The organism is Serratia sp. 506_PEND (assembly GCF_001076875.1).
Taxonomy (GTDB): domain Bacteria; phylum Pseudomonadota; class Gammaproteobacteria; order Enterobacterales; family Enterobacteriaceae; genus Serratia; species Serratia marcescens.
Window position 1 is genome coordinate 1 of sequence record NZ_JVEL01000267.1, and the last position, 15,905, is coordinate 15,905.

At 60.4% G+C, this 15,905-nt stretch carries 15 protein-coding genes and 1 riboswitch; of the genes, 8 read left to right on the forward strand and 7 right to left on the reverse strand.

Annotation, left to right across the window (positions count from 1 at the left end):
- The coding region (locus ADK28_RS32700; protein WP_048795262.1) for a hypothetical protein at window positions 1-188 on the forward strand (188 nt) is incomplete at its 5' end.
- 107 nt (window positions 189-295) lie between these two features.
- Window positions 296-1,828 carry an alkaline phosphatase gene (locus ADK28_RS06900; RefSeq protein ID WP_033639361.1) on the forward strand — a complete coding sequence of 511 codons (1,533 nt, stop codon included), beginning with the start codon at window positions 296-298 and terminating at the stop codon, window positions 1,826-1,828.
- A gap of 53 nt (window positions 1,829-1,881) precedes the next feature.
- Here ADK28_RS06900 and ribB read toward each other — a convergent pair whose 3' ends face one another.
- A complete protein-coding gene (ribB, locus tag ADK28_RS06905; protein ID WP_004937218.1) occupies window positions 1,882-2,535 on the reverse strand; it encodes a 3,4-dihydroxy-2-butanone-4-phosphate synthase in 654 nt (217 codons plus the stop codon).
- Window positions 2,536-2,644: 109 nt separating this feature from the next.
- Window positions 2,645-2,805: riboswitch (FMN riboswitch) on the reverse strand.
- Window positions 2,806-2,950: 145 nt separating this feature from the next.
- On the opposite strand from ribB, the gene ubiK reads away from it, so the two are divergent.
- Window positions 2,951-3,226, forward strand: coding sequence for a ubiquinone biosynthesis accessory factor UbiK (gene ubiK / locus ADK28_RS06910; RefSeq protein WP_004937216.1), 276 nt, complete (start codon window positions 2,951-2,953; stop codon window positions 3,224-3,226).
- 51 nt (window positions 3,227-3,277) lie between these two features.
- Here the strand turns inward: ubiK and hldE are convergent, their stop codons facing one another.
- The 3 genes from hldE to ADK28_RS06925 all read right to left on the reverse strand — a co-directional run bounded on the left by hldE (window position 3,278) and on the right by ADK28_RS06925 (window position 8,976).
- Complete coding sequence (gene hldE, locus ADK28_RS06915; RefSeq protein ID WP_004937214.1) at window positions 3,278-4,708, reverse strand: bifunctional D-glycero-beta-D-manno-heptose-7-phosphate kinase/D-glycero-beta-D-manno-heptose 1-phosphate adenylyltransferase HldE; 1,431 nt, start codon at window positions 4,706-4,708, stop codon at window positions 3,278-3,280.
- A gap of 77 nt (window positions 4,709-4,785) precedes the next feature.
- The gene (gene glnE, locus ADK28_RS06920) at window positions 4,786-7,623 is read right to left on the reverse strand and encodes a bifunctional [glutamate--ammonia ligase]-adenylyl-L-tyrosine phosphorylase/[glutamate--ammonia-ligase] adenylyltransferase (protein ID WP_048795263.1); all 2,838 of its coding nucleotides are present in this window, start codon (window positions 7,621-7,623) and stop codon (window positions 4,786-4,788) included.
- Between the two features lie 45 nt (window positions 7,624-7,668).
- Window positions 7,669-8,976: an inorganic triphosphatase gene (locus ADK28_RS06925; RefSeq protein ID WP_033639359.1), complete on the reverse strand. Its 1,308-nt coding sequence runs from the start codon at window positions 8,974-8,976 to the stop codon at window positions 7,669-7,671.
- A gap of 278 nt (window positions 8,977-9,254) precedes the next feature.
- Here ADK28_RS06925 and ADK28_RS06930 point away from each other — a divergent pair, with 278 nt between their 5' ends.
- Window positions 9,255-9,875 carry a TIGR04211 family SH3 domain-containing protein gene (locus tag ADK28_RS06930; protein WP_016930153.1) on the forward strand — a complete coding sequence of 207 codons (621 nt, stop codon included), beginning with the start codon at window positions 9,255-9,257 and terminating at the stop codon, window positions 9,873-9,875.
- A gap of 122 nt (window positions 9,876-9,997) precedes the next feature.
- On the forward strand, window positions 9,998-11,242 hold the full coding sequence (locus ADK28_RS06935; RefSeq protein ID WP_048795264.1) for a multifunctional CCA addition/repair protein: 1,245 nt from the start codon (window positions 9,998-10,000) through the stop codon (window positions 11,240-11,242).
- A 41-nt stretch (window positions 11,243-11,283) separates the two neighbouring features.
- Here the strand turns inward: ADK28_RS06935 and bacA are convergent, their stop codons facing one another.
- Window positions 11,284-12,108 carry an undecaprenyl-diphosphate phosphatase gene (gene bacA / locus ADK28_RS06940; RefSeq protein ID WP_033639357.1) on the reverse strand — a complete coding sequence of 275 codons (825 nt, stop codon included), beginning with the start codon at window positions 12,106-12,108 and terminating at the stop codon, window positions 11,284-11,286.
- Between the two features lie 133 nt (window positions 12,109-12,241).
- Window positions 12,242-12,601, reverse strand: coding sequence for a bifunctional dihydroneopterin aldolase/7,8-dihydroneopterin epimerase (folB, locus tag ADK28_RS06945; RefSeq protein ID WP_033639356.1), 360 nt, complete (start codon window positions 12,599-12,601; stop codon window positions 12,242-12,244).
- A gap of 107 nt (window positions 12,602-12,708) precedes the next feature.
- Here folB and plsY point away from each other — a divergent pair, with 107 nt between their 5' ends.
- Window positions 12,709-13,347, forward strand: coding sequence for a glycerol-3-phosphate 1-O-acyltransferase PlsY (gene plsY, locus ADK28_RS06950; protein WP_004937201.1), 639 nt, complete (start codon window positions 12,709-12,711; stop codon window positions 13,345-13,347).
- Between the two features lie 30 nt (window positions 13,348-13,377).
- On the opposite strand, the gene tsaD is transcribed toward plsY, so the two are convergent.
- Window positions 13,378-14,391: a tRNA (adenosine(37)-N6)-threonylcarbamoyltransferase complex transferase subunit TsaD gene (gene tsaD / locus ADK28_RS06955; RefSeq protein ID WP_028127590.1), complete on the reverse strand. Its 1,014-nt coding sequence runs from the start codon at window positions 14,389-14,391 to the stop codon at window positions 13,378-13,380.
- Window positions 14,392-14,716: 325 nt separating this feature from the next.
- Here tsaD and rpsU point away from each other — a divergent pair, with 325 nt between their 5' ends.
- A complete protein-coding gene (gene rpsU, locus ADK28_RS29865; protein WP_001144069.1) occupies window positions 14,717-14,932 on the forward strand; it encodes a 30S ribosomal protein S21 in 216 nt (71 codons plus the stop codon).
- Between the two features lie 136 nt (window positions 14,933-15,068).
- A partial coding sequence (gene dnaG / locus ADK28_RS06960) for a DNA primase (RefSeq protein ID WP_048795265.1) occupies window positions 15,069-15,905 on the forward strand: 837 nt, incomplete at its 3' end.

Here is a 15,905-nt window from a genome sequence, read left to right on the forward strand (position 1 = left end):
ATGCCGCTACATTACGCGCTTTGCCGCAGCAACACAGCCGGATAACCGTGATGAAGATATTCAATAAATTTGAATTAAAAGCAGAGAAATACGCCGGTCAACAGAAAGATAAAAAAATCATATATTTCAATAAAATAATAAGTTCAGTGAATGCCATGACATTACTGCCACACAGATCCAATTTGTGAACAATTTATGTATTTTTTGTTAACAAAATCTATACACTCCTCCTCTGCCGACGGGAGCAGGCAACGCCGTCGCGCGATGGGAATTACGTCTCACCAAGGAGGAATTCATGTTCAGACTCACACTGGCAACCCGCCTGGCGCTTTCCATGTTCTTACTCGCCGGCTGGACGGCAACCACCGGCGCGGCGGACAACGCGCAGCTGACGCAGCGCGAAGATCCTTACTTCCTTCAGGCGCAAGCTCAGCTGCAACAGCGACTGAAACAAACCCCAAACACCAACCGCGCCAAAAACGTCATTCTGGTCGTCGGTGACGGCATGGGGTTTTCCACCGTGACCGCCGCCCGCATTTTTGAAGGGCAGCAGCGCGGTGTGGACGGCGAATCCAACGTGTTGGCCTGGGAGGCCTTCCCCTATCTGGCGGCGGCCAAAACCTACTCCGCCGACGCCCAAATCACCGACTCTGCGCCCAGCGCGGTGGCGATGACCACCGGCGTCAAAACCATCAACGATCTGATGGGTCTCGATCATACGGCTACCCTCAACAACTGCGAGGATCAGCAAACCAAGGCCGTCACCACGCTGTGGGAGATGGCCGCAACGCTCGGCATGTCCACCGGCGCCGTGACGACCGCCACCATTACCCACGCCACGCCGGGCGCCACCTATGCCCATATCGCCAATCGCGACTGGGAGTCTGACGCCAAAATGCCGGCAAATGCCCTGGCCGCAGGCTGCCGCGACATCGCGCGCCAGTTGGTGGAAATGAAGTACGGCAACGGCCTGAACGTAGCGATGGGCGGCGGGCGCGCCAACTTCCTGCCCGACAGCGTGAGCGATCCGGAATACCCCGGCAAGAAAGGTGCCAGAAAGGACGGCCGCGACCTGACGCAGGCCTGGCTGCAACGCTACGGCGAGCGCGGGCAATACGTCTGGAATCAGGCGCAGTTCAACAAAATCGAACCGGGCAACGTCGACCATCTGCTGGCTCTGTTCGAGCCGTCGCACATGAACTTCGAGCACGACCGGCGACAAGACGCGGCGGGAGAACCCTCACTGGCGGAAATGGCCGGCAAGGCCATCGATATTCTGTCCAGGAATCCTGAGGGTTATCTGCTGTTGGTGGAGGGTGGGCGCGTCGATCACGGCAGCCATAACGGCAACGCCTACCGCACGTTGAGCGACGCGGTCGCCCTGAACGAAGCGGTGAAAACCATCGTCGATAAGGTCGATCTGGACGACACGCTGGTGATCGTGACCGGCGATCACAGCCACACGCTGACCATCGCCGGCTATGCCAAGCGCGGCAATCCTATCCTCGGCATTTCCGTCGGCGTCGACGGCAAACCTCGGCTGGGCAGCGACGGCAAGCCCTACACCACCCTCGGTTTCGCCAATGGCCCCGGCGGCGCGATCCCGCTGACCGAGCGCCCGGCATTGACCATGGAGCAAACCACCGCGCCCGACTTTATTCAGCCGGCGCTGGTGCCGCTGAACAGCGAGACGCACGGCGGGGAAGATCTCGGCATCTACGCCATCGGCCCCTGGGCGCACCTGTTCCAGGGCACGGTGGAGGAGAACTACACCTTCCACGTGATGAATTACGCCAGCCGCATCGGCGAACGCCTGTCAAAACGCTAGCCACAAAAAAAGCCGCTTTACGCGGCTTTTTTATCGTTGAAAGCGGCCGGCTATCAGCTGGCTTTTTTCTCGTGCGCCTGGCGGTAGGCCACCAGATCTTCGATGGTCAGCACCACCATGTCGTGCTGTTTGGCGAAGGTGATCACTTCCGGCGCGTGCGCCATGCTGCCATCGTCGTTGGTCAGTTCACACAGCACGCCGGCTGGTTTGAAACCGGCCATGGAAACCAGATCGATGGTCGCTTCGGTGTGGCCGCGACGGCTCAACACACCGCCCGGCTGCGCGCGCAGCGGGAACACGTGGCCCGGGCGGTTCAGGTCGCTCGGCTTGGCGCTGTCTGCCACCGCCGCACGGATGGTGGTCAGGCGATCGGAAGCGGAAACCCCGGTGGTCACGCCCTGCGCCGCTTCGATGGTCACGGTGAAGGCGGTCTGGAACTGGCTGGAGTTGTTGGTCACCATCATCGGCAGCTCAAGCTGCTGACGGCGTTCTTCGGTGATGCACAGGCACACGATACCGCTGCCGTGGCGAATGGTCAGCGCCATCTGCTCAACGGTCATGGTTTCCGCGGCGAAGATCATGTCACCTTCGTTTTCACGGTTTTCATCATCGAGCACCATTACGCCGCGCCCGTTGCGCAGTGCGTCGATCGCGCGTTCAACGCGTTCTGTTGGCGTGCCGAAGTCTGAAAGTAGCGTCTGATTCATGGTAAAAAACCTCATTAAAAATTATGGATTACCAGAACCAGGGCGATCTTGAGGAGTAGCTAGCAATAGCTAAAAAAATAACGCAAGCGGGCGCATGCCCGGCAGATACCGTTACTCTCTCCCATCCGGACTATAACCGTCGGCCCCGGAATTACACCGGATCTGCTGACCTCTAACCGGCCTTTACAGGCTGGCTGAGCGCTCGCGGGCTTTCACCGTAGAAGGTGATTTACCGCCGGTGGGGACTTTCACCCCGCCCTGAGAATAAGCAAGATGACTATAACGCTAATGGGTAGGCAGGGCAATTGGCAAAAGCACAATTCGGCCACGTACGGCGAATGCGCTTAATGGTTTATCCGACGGGCAACTCGCATTACACTAAGCGGCAGCTATTAAACTCTGAAAGGGATACGCCATGATTGACCCGAAAAAAATCGAACAAATCGCACGCCAGGTTCATGAGTCCATGCCTAAAGGCGTTCGTGAATTCGGGGAAGACGTTGAGAAAAAAATCCGTCAGGTGCTGCAGTCGCAGCTGACCCGTCTGGATTTGGTTAACCGCGAAGAGTTCGACGTGCAGACTCAGGTGCTGTTGCGCACCCGCGAGAAGCTGGCGCTGTTGGAGCAGCGCATGGCCGAGCTGGAAAGCAAGCTGAGTGCGGCGCCGGCCGCCAAGCAGGAAGACGAATAATTCCCGCCAAGGGCGCGCACCGCGCGCCCTTGTACTTTACGTCGCCCGGCGTTAGCCGCGCCCGTCTTTGATCGCTTTGATGATGTTGGTGGTCGACAGGCCGTCTTCAAAGTTCAACACTTTGACATCGCCGCCGTTGGCCCACACTTCCGCACTGCCGGCAATCTCTTCCGGCTTGTAATCGCCGCCTTTCACCAGCAGATCCGGCAAGATGTCGGCGATCAAGCGCTGCGGCGTGTCCTCTTCGAACGGCACCACCCAATCCACCGCTTCCAGCGCGCCCAGCACGATCATGCGGTTCTCCAGCGCGTTGACCGGGCGTTTTTCCCCTTTCAGGCGTTTGGTCGAGGCGTCGCTGTTCACCGCCACGATCAGGCGATCGCCCAGCTTGCGGGCGTTGGCCAGATAAGAGACGTGGCCGGCATGCAGAATGTCGAAGATGCCGTTGGTCATCACCACTTTCTCGCCGCGCTGACGCGCCTGCGCCACGGCATTTTTCAACTGCGCTTCGGTCATCACGCCAAAGCCGGTTTCGGCGCGGCCGCGCACCGCGTTTTCCAGCTCGATGGGCGACACGGTAGACGTACCGAGCTTGCCCACCACCACGCCGGCGGCGGCGTTAGCAAGGAAGCAGGACTCTTCCAGCGAGTTGCCGGCGGCCAGCGAGGCAGCCAATACGCCGATCACGGTGTCGCCGGCGCCGGTCACATCAAACACTTCCTGCGCCTGAGTCGGCAAGTGCAGCGGCTCAACGCCAGGCTGCAGCAGCGTCATGCCGTGTTCGGAGCGGGTAACCAGCAGCGCCGACAGCTCGAAATCCGCCACCAGCTTCATGCCGCGTTCCACCAGTTCCGCCTCATCCTTACAGTGGCCCACCACCGCTTCGAACTCGGACAGGTTCGGCGTCAGCAGCGTCGCGCCGCGATAGCGCTCGAAATCAGAGCCTTTCGGATCGATCAGCACCGGCACCTTGGCGGCGCGCGCCAGCTGGATCATGCCCTGCACCTGGCTGAGCGCCCCTTTGGCGTAATCGGACAGCACCAGCGCGCCGATCTGCGGCAACGCCTGCTGAATGCGCTCCAGCATCGGCTGCGGATCGACGTTGGAGAAGCCTTCTTCGAAGTCGAGACGGATCAGCTGCTGGTTGCGCGACAGCACGCGCAGCTTGGTGATGGTCGGATGGGTCGGCACCGAGACGAAGTCGCAGCGCACGTTGACTTCATTCAGTTTGGCGCTCAGCGCCCGCGCCGCATCGTCGATGCCGGTCAGACCCACCAGGCGGGAAGTAGCGCCCAGCGAAGCGATATTCATCGCCACGTTAGCCGCGCCGCCGGGACGCTCTTCGATGGTATCGACCTTGACCACCGGCACCGGGGCTTCCGGTGAAATGCGGCTGGTCGGCCCATACCAATAGCGATCCAACATGACGTCACCGACCACCAGCACACCGGCGCGGCGAAAATCAGGCAGCGTAACTTTCATCCGATAACTCCAAAAAAGAACAAAATTTTAGTGGCGCAGATATTACCACAGACCGCCGGAATACCCGCAAAAAGGTATCAATCCAGCCATTTGGCCCAGCTGGCGCGCACCTGCTCGCGCTCGGCGGCAAACAGCTCGCTGTCGACCTTGCCGGAATGCTCCTGCAGCGCCAGGTGGTGGATCTCGTCGCGCATGGTGACATAAGCCTGGGTCAGCGCGCGCGCCTCCTCTTCCGGCATGATGTCGTAATTGGCCATCAGCTCGAAGATGCGCACGTTGTCCGACCAACGCGTCAGGCGCGGTTCACCCGGCGCATAGCGTAAGACCAGATATTGGGCGATAAATTCGATGTCGGTAATGCCGCCCTCATCAGCTTTGATATCAAACAGATCGCGCTGCTTGTTGCCGAGATGGTTGCGCATCTTTTCGCGCATCTCGCGCACTTCGCGCTTCAGGGTCTCCGGATCGCGCGTTTTGCACAGGATCTCGCGCCGGATCGCGTCGAACTGCTGATGCAGCGCCGGGTCGCCATGCACGATGCGCGCGCGCACCAGGGCCTGATGTTCCCAGGTCCAGGCTTCATTTTGCTGGTAGTCGGCGAACGCCTCGACGGTGCTGACCAGCATCCCCGCGGCGCCGGAAGGCCGCAGGCGCGCGTCCACCTCATACAGAATGCCGGAAGAGGTGCGGGTGCTGAACAGATGCATCACCCGCTGCGCCAGCCGCAGGTAGAACTGGCGGCCGTCGATGCAGCGATGGCCGTCGGTCATCACCTCCGGCGGACAATCCAGCAGGAACACCAGATCGAGGTCGGAACTGTAACCCAGCTCCCAACCGCCCAGTTTGCCGTAGCCGATCACCGCAAAGCCGCGCCCCTCACGCTCCTGCAAATGGGTGGGCTGGCCGTAGCGCGCCACCATGTCGCTCCAGGCCTGTTGCACCACCGCGTCGATGATCGCCTCCGCCAGATAAGTCAGGTGATCGCTCACTTTCATCACCGGCAGCGCGCCGGCGATATCCGCAGCGGCGATGCGCAGCTGCTGCGCCTGTTTGAACTGACGCAGCGCCTCCAGCTTTTGCTCTTCGTCGTCTTCCGGCACCCGCAGCAGATATTGCCGCAGCTCGCTGCGGTAGGCGTCCAGCGCCACCGGCTGATACAGCGTGGCCGGATCCAGCAGTTCGTCCAGCAGCAGCGGGTAACGCGACAGCTGGTTGGCGACCATCGGCGACGCGGCGCACAGGCGGATCAGATGGCTGAGCGCCGCGTGATACTCCACCAGCAGCTCGAGGTAGGTGGTGCGGGTGACGATGCTGAGCAGCAGCTGCGCCAGCCGCACCAGCGCGGTCGGCGCGTCCTGGCGCGGGCACACCTCCGCCAGCAGGCGCGGCATCAGCTGATCGAGCACGTCGCGGCCGCGCGGGCCGATGGTGCGTTTGTCGACGTCGTGGCGGAAATCGGCGATGGTGCGCAGCATCTGTCGACGCGCCTCTTCGTCGAGGTGCGGCGTCAGCGGCGCCAGCTCGTTCTCCTCCAGCGCGTCCTGCCACAGGCTGTGGTAGTGCTGGTAGTCGGGATCTTCACCGACATCCGGGCTATCGTCGCCGATCAGGTCGTCGAACACCGCGCGCACCGCCTGCATGTGCGCGTCCAGCGCCGCCATCAGCGCCGGCCAATCCGCCAATCCCATGCCGTAGGCCAACCGCGCCTGATCGAGCGCCTCCTGCGGCAGCGTCTGGGTTTGCTGATCGCCGATCGCCTGCAACAGGTTCTCCAGTCGCCGCAGGAACAGGTAGGCGGCGCTCAGCGCCCGCACCTGCTCGGCCTCCAACAGCCCCAGCTCACCCACCGCCTGCAGCGTCGGCAGCAGCGAACGCCCTTGCAGCGCCGGTTCACGGCCGCCGCGGATCAGCTGGAATACCTGAGTGATGAATTCGATTTCTCGAATGCCGCCGGCGCCCAGCTTGATGTTGTCCTTCAGACCGCGCCGCCGCACTTCACGGGCGATCATGCCCTTCATGTTGCGCAAAGATTGGATGACGCTGAAATCGATGTAGCGGCGGAACACGAACGGCCGCAGGGTTTTGCGCAGCTCCTGGCTATAGGCGTCTTCCGCCCCGCCCATCAGGCGCGCCTTCACCATCGCATAGCGCTCCCAATCGCGCCCCTGCTCCTGATAATAATCTTCCAGCGCCGCGAAGCTCATCACCAACGGGCCGCTGTCGCCGAACGGCCGCAGCCGCATGTCCACGCGATAGACGAAGCCGTCGATGGTTTGCTGATCCAGCGCCTTGATCAACCGCTGGCCGAGGCGGGTGAAGAACTGGGCATTGTCCAGCTCGCGCCGTCCGCCCTGGGTCTGGCCGTTCTCCGGGTAGGCGAAGATCAGATCGATATCCGACGAGAAATTCAACTCGCCGCCGCCCAACTTGCCCATGCCGAGGATCAACAGCGGCTGCGGCTCGCCGGCGGCGTTGCACGGCGTGCCCCATTCGCGGCAGCAGGTTTGGTACAGCCAGTCGCGCGCGCTGACGATCAGCGTTTCCGCCAGTCCGCTCAGCTGCAGCAGCGTTTCTTCGGTCGAACACAGCCCCTGAGCCTGCGCCCAGGCGATGCGCACCAGCGTTTCACGGCGAAACTGACGCAGCGTGCGCATCAGCTGCGCCTCGTCGCGCACCTCTTCCAGCTCGTCCTGCAGCCAGGCGGCATAGTGTTGCCACTCGCCGGGCGCCGGCGGCTGTTCGCGCAGCGTCGCCAGCCAGGCAGGCTGAGCGAGCAGCGCGTCGCTGACGAAATCGCTCGACGCCAGCACCCACTGTTCCTGCTCGCTGAAGGCGCAGTCCGCGCCGTGAACTTCCTGAAAACGCTGCACAATCTGCTGTGCCTGAGCCTGTAACGCGGCTGAAAGTGGCGACATAGTGTATGACCCGTTCTGCGGCCCACGGCTGGCGGGCCGGCTGGATTAACGAAGCGCGCCGTTTAACCAGAATGGCGCATGCGATAAGGCCTGTTTGCGGCTGGCTTCATACCAGCCCTGGCGGCGCTCGCTCAGCGCCGCCTGCAGCTCGCGCCAGGCCTCGATATAAGGCCCGGTCTGCTCGTCGGGATAAGCGCCCGACAGCAGGACCAGCGCCGAAATCTGACGCGTCAGGCGCGGCAATTGTTCCTGATATTCATCTTCGTTCAGCGTACGGCTGAAGGCCTCTTTCAGCTCCGCGCCGCTGCGCCCCAGCATGATGTCGCTGAAGCGTTTGAAAGAACCATCCAGCTTGGCCTGCGCTTTGGCGTCGATAAACGGTCGCCAGGCGCCGCTCACCAGCCATGATGTGAGCGCCAACTTACATTGCAGGTAGACCGCGCTGTAGCACAGGGTCTCTGGTTGCGCGGTTTTGTCCGCCAACAGCGGTTCGAGCTCGGTCAGGCGGGCGCGCAGGTCGGCGCTGGCCTTGCGCGGCACCAGGCCGCCGAAGATCACCAGCGCCTGGCGGATCGTTCCGACCGCCTCAATCACCGAAGCGCGCGCCTGCGCGTCGCCGCGCAGCCACAGCTCTTCATGGTACTGCCAGTGGCTGAGCGCCAGTTCGAAGGCGGCGATCATCCCCTGCTCTACGGTCGCCTTCGCCGCCGGCTTCAGCACCCGCAGCGGACGCACCTCACGCGGCGGATTGCCCTGCGCCAGGTGGTAACCGCGCGCTGCCTTGCTCAGGCTGCCCTGACGCAGCCCGTCGTGCGCCGCCAGCTCACCGGCCAACGCCAGCAGATCGGCGGTATTGCCTTTCAGCAACTCCAGTTCTATCTCACTCAGGGCTTCGCTGAGATCACCGGCGCGCACCTCACCCTGATCCAAGCCAATTTCTATCTCGCTTTGGCCGTAAGTAACCACCCACTTCTCACGCACGAAATCAGTACGGAACAGCGGTTGCAATGCCTGCTGCAGCGCCGCGATATCGCAATCCTGAGGCCAGATGTCGGCAGGGAACTGCGCCAACGCCAGCTGCGGCTCGGCGATAGCGACATTGTATTCCGGGCGCTGGTGCAGGCCGCCCACCACTTTACCGGCGGTTTTGATGGTCATCTCAAAGCGATCGTCGAAACCGCGAATGCGCAGCCCCATGTCGTGACGGCGCAGGAAGTTGTCGGCCGTTTCGAAGTAAATGTTGGTCAGCTTTTGCGGCGCGGAATGCTGATGCGGCCAGGCGGCGAGCCAGTGTGGCAGAGCGGCCACCGCTTGCGGCGCGGCGATGAATTTCAGTTCAATTTCAACGGTCATAATTCTTTAACACCAATAAGTTACGCATTCGCGTCGGTTTCAGCGCGGCGCGCTCGGCCCGCCGTATGCTGCCCACTGACGCACAGTTGTCATTATCTTACCGCGATTCCCGGCGCCTTAACCCTGCTAACTGTAGAAAAAACCTGTTACGTTATAAAACGCTGCGCAACTCACAGAATCAGCCACAGTAAGATAGTTCTCATTCCGGTTTTGGCGTTGCGTCGTCAGACTGAACCCTCTACTATCGTTCCATAAATTCACCCAGAAACGATGAACTAATGCAGAAATTACGCCTGATTTTCCTTGCCGCGCTGAGCTTCAGCATCACTTGGGCCGCACATGCCGAAGATAAACGCTATATCTCCGATGAGTTAAGCACTTACGTCCATAGCGGCCCAGGTAATCAGTACCGTATTGTCGGCACTCTGAACGCCGGTGAAGAAGTGACCCTGCTGAGCGTCAACGACAGCACCAATTACGGCCAGATCCGCGATCCGAAAGGCCGCACCACCTGGATCCCGCTCGATCAGCTCAGCCAGACGCCAAGCCTGCGCACCCGCGTGCCGGAGCTGGAACAGCAGGTGAAAACCCTGACCGACAAACTGGCCAACATCGATAACACCTGGAACCAGCGTACCTCGGAAATGCAGGAAAAAGTCGCGGGCAGCGACAGCACCATCAGCAGCCTGCAGAAGGAAAACCAGGATCTGAAAAACCAGCTGGTGGTTGCGCAGAAGAAGGTCAACGCCGTTAACCTGCAGCTCGACGACAAGCAGCGCACCATTATCCTGCAGTGGTTCATGTACGGCGGCGGCGTTGCCGGCGTCGGTTTGCTGTTGGGCCTGCTGTTGCCGCACCTGATCCCGCGTCGCAAGAACAACAATCGCTGGATGAACTGATTTCAGTATCGTTCAGTTTGAGTATGGGCGCCTGCGGGCGCCTTTTTCATTGGCGCCGACATCCCGCGGCCAATTCATGTAATCTGATAGACAGGGCCTTACACGATATTCAGGAGTCAACAGTGCAGATTTATCTGGTCGGCGGCGCCGTTCGCGACAGCCTGCTCAACATTCCGGTGGTCGATCATGATTGGGTGGTGGTGGGCGCCACGCCGGCGGAGTTGCTGGCATTGGGCTACCAGCAGGTCGGCAAAGATTTTCCGGTGTTCCTCAATCCCGATACCCACGAGGAGTATGCGCTGGCGCGCACCGAGCGCAAATCCGGCCAGGGGTACACCGGTTTTACCTGCTATGCCGCGCCGGACGTGACGCTGGAAGACGATCTACTGCGGCGCGATCTGACCATCAACGCCATCGCCCGTTCCACCGAAGGGGAACTGATTGACCCTTACGGCGGCGTGGCCGATCTGCAGGCGCGCGTGCTGCGCCACGTTTCCGACGCGTTCGGCGAAGATCCGCTGCGCGTGCTGCGCGTGGCGCGATTCAATGCTCGCTTCGCTCCTCTGGGTTTTCGCATCGCCGACGAAACGCTGGCCCTGATGCGCCGGATGGCGCACAGCGGTGAACTGGCCGCGCTGACCGCCGAACGCGTCTGGAAAGAAACTGAAAAAGCGCTGCAAAGCCAGAGCCCGCAGGTCTATTTTCAGGTGCTGCGCGACTGCGATGCGCTGGCGGTGCTGTTCCCGGAAATCGACGCGCTGTTCGGCGTGCCGGCTCCCGCCAAGTGGCACCCGGAGATCGACACCGGCGTACACACGCTGATGGCGCTGGCGATGGCCGCCCGCCTCACGCCGGAGGTGGACGTGCGCTTCGCTACGCTGTGCCACGATCTTGGCAAAGGGTTGACGCCGAAAGCGTTCTGGCCGCATCACCACGGCCACGGCCCGGCGGGCGTACGGCTGGTCGAGGCGCTGTGCCAGCGGCTGCGGGTGCCCAACCCGGTGCGCGATCTGAGCAAGCTGGTGGCCGAGTACCATGATTTGATCCACACCGTGAACAAGCTGCGGCCGGAGACCCTGCTGAAGCTGTTCGACGCCATCGACGTCTGGCGCAAGCCCCAAAGGCTGGAGCAGATGATCCTGACCAGCGAAGCGGACGCGCGCGGCCGCACCGGCTTTGAGGAGAATCCTTATCCGCAGGGCGACTATCTGCGCCAGGCGTATCAGGTGGCGAACGCGGTATCGATTAAAGAGGTGGTAGCCAGCGGGCTGCAGGGCACCGCGATCCGCGATGAGCTCAAACGCCGTCGCCAGCAGGCGCTGGCCGACTGGAAGCTCAACCAAACCATCCTCAACGATCAGGCATAAAAAAACCCCGCAGAGCGGGGTTTTTTTACTTGCCATCGTGCTTACAGGAATACCATGTAAACCACGGCCGCCACGATAAAGCGGTAGATGGCGAACGGCACGAACGAGATGCGTTTGATCAGCGACAGGAAGGTCTTGATCGCAATCAGCGCCACCACGAAGGCAGTCACGAAACCGACGGCGAACATCGGCAGATCGCCCCAGGTCAAGAAGTGCAGGCTCTTGTACAGATCCAGACCGCTGGCGCCAATCATCATCGGCACCGCCAGGATGAAGGAGAACTCGGACGCCGCATAACGGTTTACGCCCACCAGCATACCGCCGGCGATAGTGGAACCCGAACGGGAGAAACCCGGCCACAGCGCCAGGCACTGGAAGCAGCCAATCATGAACGCCTGGCGGTAGGTGATGTCATCCAGCCCTTCCGCTCTCGGTTTCTTCGGCTTCAGCCATTCCGCCGCCAGCAACAGCAGGCCGCCGACGACCAACGCGTACATCACGTTTTTCGGCGCGAACAGCGATTTAATCACATCGTGGAATACCAGACCCAGCACCACCGCCGGGATCATCGCCAGCAGGATATGCCCCAGCTTCAGTTGGCCGCTGGTTTTGCCCTCGTGCTCCACTGGCTTGCCGCCGAAATGGATGCCGATCAGGCCGAACAACCGGCGCCAGAACATCACCACCACGGCCAGGATCGACCCCAATTGGATGATGACTTCAAAGGTTTTGGCTTTGTCGCCGGTAAAACCCAGCCACTCGCCAACGATAATCATATGCCCGGTGGAAGACACCGGCAGAAATTCGGTTAACCCTTCGACAACCCCAAGAACAAACGCAATAAACAGTGAATGCATGTCAGCCATGTGCTTCGCTCACCCCATAAAATAACGGCCATCACATAAAAAAGCGGCAGTGCTTAAAAGACAATGCCGCTAAAACAATTCTCAGGATTAAGACCAGTTTAACGGTCTTTCGTTGCAAGCAGATGACATAAAATCATGCGGGACGAGTGCCGCGCTCAATGATCACGCCGACCCGATTGGCATGTGCTACAGCGCCCGGTTTGCTGACCTTAATACGGACCCACGGGGAATTGAAGCGCTGAAGCAACATTTCGGATATTTCCTCCGCCACGCGCTCCACCAGCGCGAAGCGGTTCGACTCAACATGCTGGATCACGGCGTCGCTGACATCGGCATAGCTCAGACAGTCATTTACATCGTCGCTGGCGGCGGCCGGCCGGTTATCCCAGCCCATTTCGATATCGAACACCAGCTTCTGACGAATGCCCTGTTCCCACTCATAAACGCCAATGGTGGTAATTACGGTAAGCTCTTCAATAAATACGATATCCATCACGTCATTCTCTGTTTTTGGCCTTGCCGGATACCACTTCCAGCGGAATGTGCGTATTATCCATAGATGTTGCGAGTAAAACGACCATTATTAAACGGAACCGCGTTATGAGTGCTACCGCGCTTGGCATGATTATCTTCGCGTATCTGTGCGGCTCGATTTCCAGCGCGATCCTGGTTTGCCGGATCGCCAGGCTGCCGGATCCGCGTGAACATGGCTCAGGAAACCCCGGGGCGACCAACGTCCTGCGCATCGGCGGCCGGCTGGCGGCGGCGGCGGTGCTGGTGTTCGATATTCTGAAAGGGATGCTGCCGGTCTGGCTGGCCTACAAACTCGATGTGCCGCCGCTGTATCTGGGCCTGACGGCGATCGCCGCCTGCCTGGGGCACATCTATCCGGTGTTCTTCCACTTCCGCGGCGGTAAAGGCGTGGCGACGGCGTTTGGCGCCATCGCGCCTATCGGCTGGGATCTGACCGGCCTTATGACCGGCACCTGGCTGTTGACGGTGCTGCTCAGCGGCTACTCTTCGCTTGGCGCCATCGTCAGCGCGTTGATCGCCCCGTTCTACGTCTGGTGGTTCAAACCGCAGTTCACCTTCCCGGTAGCGATGCTCTCCTGCCTGATCCTGATGCGGCATCACGACAATATTCAGCGCCTGTGGCGCGGCCAGGAAGGCAAGATCTGGGGCAAGTTCCGCAAGAAGAAAAACGACGCGGATAACGGTGACCAGCCGAGAGAAGAATAACAGAAGGGCCGGATAATCCGGCCCTTTGCTTTATACCGCAGGCAGTTCCGCCAGCGGCCAACGCGGCCGCACGGAAACGCTCAGCGCCGGGTTGGCGCCGCTCTTCAGCCGCACCATGCCGGCATAGGCGATCATCGCGCCGTTGTCGGTGCAAAATTCCGGGCGGGCATAGAACACCTCCCCGCCGCGCTTGTGCATCATCTCCGCCAGTTTGGCGCGCAGCGTGCGGTTGGCGCTCACGCCGCCGGCCATCACCAGGCGTTTGAAGCCGGTCTGCTCCAACGCGCGTTTGCATTTTATCGCCAGCGTATCCACCACCGCATCCTCGAAGGCGCGGGCGATGTCGGCACGCGTCTGATCGTCGTTGCCGTTAGAGCGGATGGTGTTGGCGGCAAAGGTTTTCAGCCCGGAGAAACTGAAGTCCAACCCCGGACGATCGGTCATCGGCCGCGGAAAGGTAAAACGCCCCGCAGTGCCCTGCTGCGCCATCTTCGACAGCATCGGCCCGCCGGGATAATCCAGGCCGAGCAGCTTGGCGGTTTTGTCGAACGCTTCGCCGGCGGCATCGTCGATCGACTCGCCCAGCAGTTCATATTCACCGATGCCGGTGACGCTGATCAGCTGAGTGTGGCCGCCGGAGACCAGCAGCGCGACGAACGGAAATGCCGGCGGGTTGTCTTCCAGCATCGGCGCCAGCAAGTGGCCTTCCATATGGTGCACCGGCACCGCCGGCACGTTCCAGGCGAACGCCAGCGCACGCCCCACGGTTGCGCCGACCAGCAGCGCCCCCACCAGGCCCGGCCCGGCGGTATAAGCCACGCCGTCAATATCGGCCGGGGTCAGGTTAGCCTCTTTCAGCGCCGCCTGAATCAGCGGCACGGTTTTGCGCACGTGATCGCGGGAGGCCAGTTCCGGCACTACGCCGCCGTAGTCGGCGTGCAGCTTCACCTGGCTGTATAATTGGTTGGCCAACAAACCGGTTTGATCGTCATACACTGCAATTCCGGTTTCATCGCAGGACGTTTCTATACCCAGTACTCGCATTACATTTCCCATCATTCACGTGCGGCCGCCAGTCTACCACATTCCGCCGCATTTACCGCCGGCGCCGCGCATCTTGTCACCGGCTTGCGCCTATGTCGATGATTCATCCAGAAAATGCCCGAGCGATTAAACACGAGCATTTTTTTCTGATTAGTCTATAATCAGCGCCCGGTGCAAAATTGCGCACGTTGCGGCAGAGCGACGCGGGTTTCAATTTGCTGTGATGCTTTACAAAGCAGCATCCATTGGAGTAAAATTCCGCACCATTTTGAAAAGGCTGGCGCTTGGCCAGCAGCAAACCGAATTTTATTGAGGTGAGAGGCACATGCCGGTAATTAAAGTACGTGAAAACGAGCCATTTGACGTTGCTCTGCGTCGTTTCAAACGCTCTTGCGAAAAAGCGGGTGTTTTAGCTGAAGTTCGTCGTCGTGAGTTTTATGAAAAACCAACTACCGAACGTAAACGCGCTAAAGCTTCTGCTGTGAAACGTCACGCGAAGAAACTGGCTCGCGAAAACGCACGCCGCACTCGTCTGTATTAATTCTTCGGGGGCAACCCCACCGCGTGAATTTCTGATTTTCAAAATCGCGCAGACCGAGTAGTTGCATACGAAGGCCGTGCTTTCCGAAAGGAATGCGCGGCTTGTTCTCGTTTATAGGCTAATGAAGTAAGGGCTTATGGCTGGACGAATTCCGCGCGTATTTATCAATGACTTGCTGGCTCGCACCGACATCGTCGATTTGATCGACGCCCGCGTGAAGCTCAAGAAGCAAGGCAAGAACTATCACGCGTGCTGTCCGTTCCACCACGAAAAGACGCCTTCCTTTACCGTTAATGGCGAAAAGCAGTTTTATCACTGTTTTGGGTGTGGTGCGCACGGCAACGCCGTCGACTTTTTGATGAATTACGACCGACTCGAGTTTGTCGAAACCATCGAAGAACTGGCGACCATGCACGGGCTGGAAGTGCCTTACGAAGCGGGCACCGGGCCAACCCAGATCGAGCGCCATCAGCGCCAGAGCCTGTACCAACTGATGGAACAGCTCAGCGCGTTCTATCAACAGTCACTGCAGCAGTCCTCCGGGGCGCCGGCGCGCAGCTATTTGCAGCAGCGCGGATTGAGTGACGACGTTATTCGCCATTTCGCCATCGGCTTCGCGCCGGCGGGATGGGACAACGCCCTGAAGCGTTTCGGCCGCGACGCCGACTCGCGCCGCGCATTGAACGATGCCGGCATGCTGGTGACTAACGATCAGGGGCGTTCGTACGACCGTTTCCGCGAACGGGTGATGTTCCCCATCCGCGACAAGCGCGGGCGCGTGATCGCCTTCGGCGGCCGCGTCCTGGGCGACGGTATGCCGAAGTACCTGAACTCGCCGGAAACCGAAGTTTTCCATAAGGGCCGCCAGCTGTACGGCCTGTATGAAGCACAGCAGAACCACCCTAACCTGCAGCGGCTGCTGGTGGTGGAAGGGTATATGGACGTGGTGGCGTTGGCGCAATTCGGCATCGAC

Bases quoted from the DNA above. Each gene is read 5' to 3' on its own strand.
- ADK28_RS06900 (WP_033639361.1), top strand. From the start codon at position 296: ATGTTCAGACTCACACTGGCAACCCGCCTGGCGCTTTCCATGTTCTTA.
- ribB (WP_004937218.1), bottom strand. From the start codon at position 2,535: ATGAATCAGACGCTACTTTCAGACTTCGGCACGCCAACAGAACGCGTT.
- ubiK (WP_004937216.1), top strand. From the start codon at position 2,951: ATGATTGACCCGAAAAAAATCGAACAAATCGCACGCCAGGTTCATGAG.
- hldE (WP_004937214.1), bottom strand. From the start codon at position 4,708: ATGAAAGTTACGCTGCCTGATTTTCGCCGCGCCGGTGTGCTGGTGGTC.
- glnE (WP_048795263.1), bottom strand. From the start codon at position 7,623: ATGTCGCCACTTTCAGCCGCGTTACAGGCTCAGGCACAGCAGATTGTG.
- ADK28_RS06925 (WP_033639359.1), bottom strand. From the start codon at position 8,976: ATGACCGTTGAAATTGAACTGAAATTCATCGCCGCGCCGCAAGCGGTG.
- ADK28_RS06930 (WP_016930153.1), top strand. From the start codon at position 9,255: ATGCAGAAATTACGCCTGATTTTCCTTGCCGCGCTGAGCTTCAGCATC.
- bacA (WP_033639357.1), bottom strand. From the start codon at position 12,108: ATGGCTGACATGCATTCACTGTTTATTGCGTTTGTTCTTGGGGTTGTC.
- folB (WP_033639356.1), bottom strand. From the start codon at position 12,601: ATGGATATCGTATTTATTGAAGAGCTTACCGTAATTACCACCATTGGC.
- plsY (WP_004937201.1), top strand. From the start codon at position 12,709: ATGAGTGCTACCGCGCTTGGCATGATTATCTTCGCGTATCTGTGCGGC.
- tsaD (WP_028127590.1), bottom strand. From the start codon at position 14,391: ATGCGAGTACTGGGTATAGAAACGTCCTGCGATGAAACCGGAATTGCA.
- rpsU (WP_001144069.1), top strand. From the start codon at position 14,717: ATGCCGGTAATTAAAGTACGTGAAAACGAGCCATTTGACGTTGCTCTG.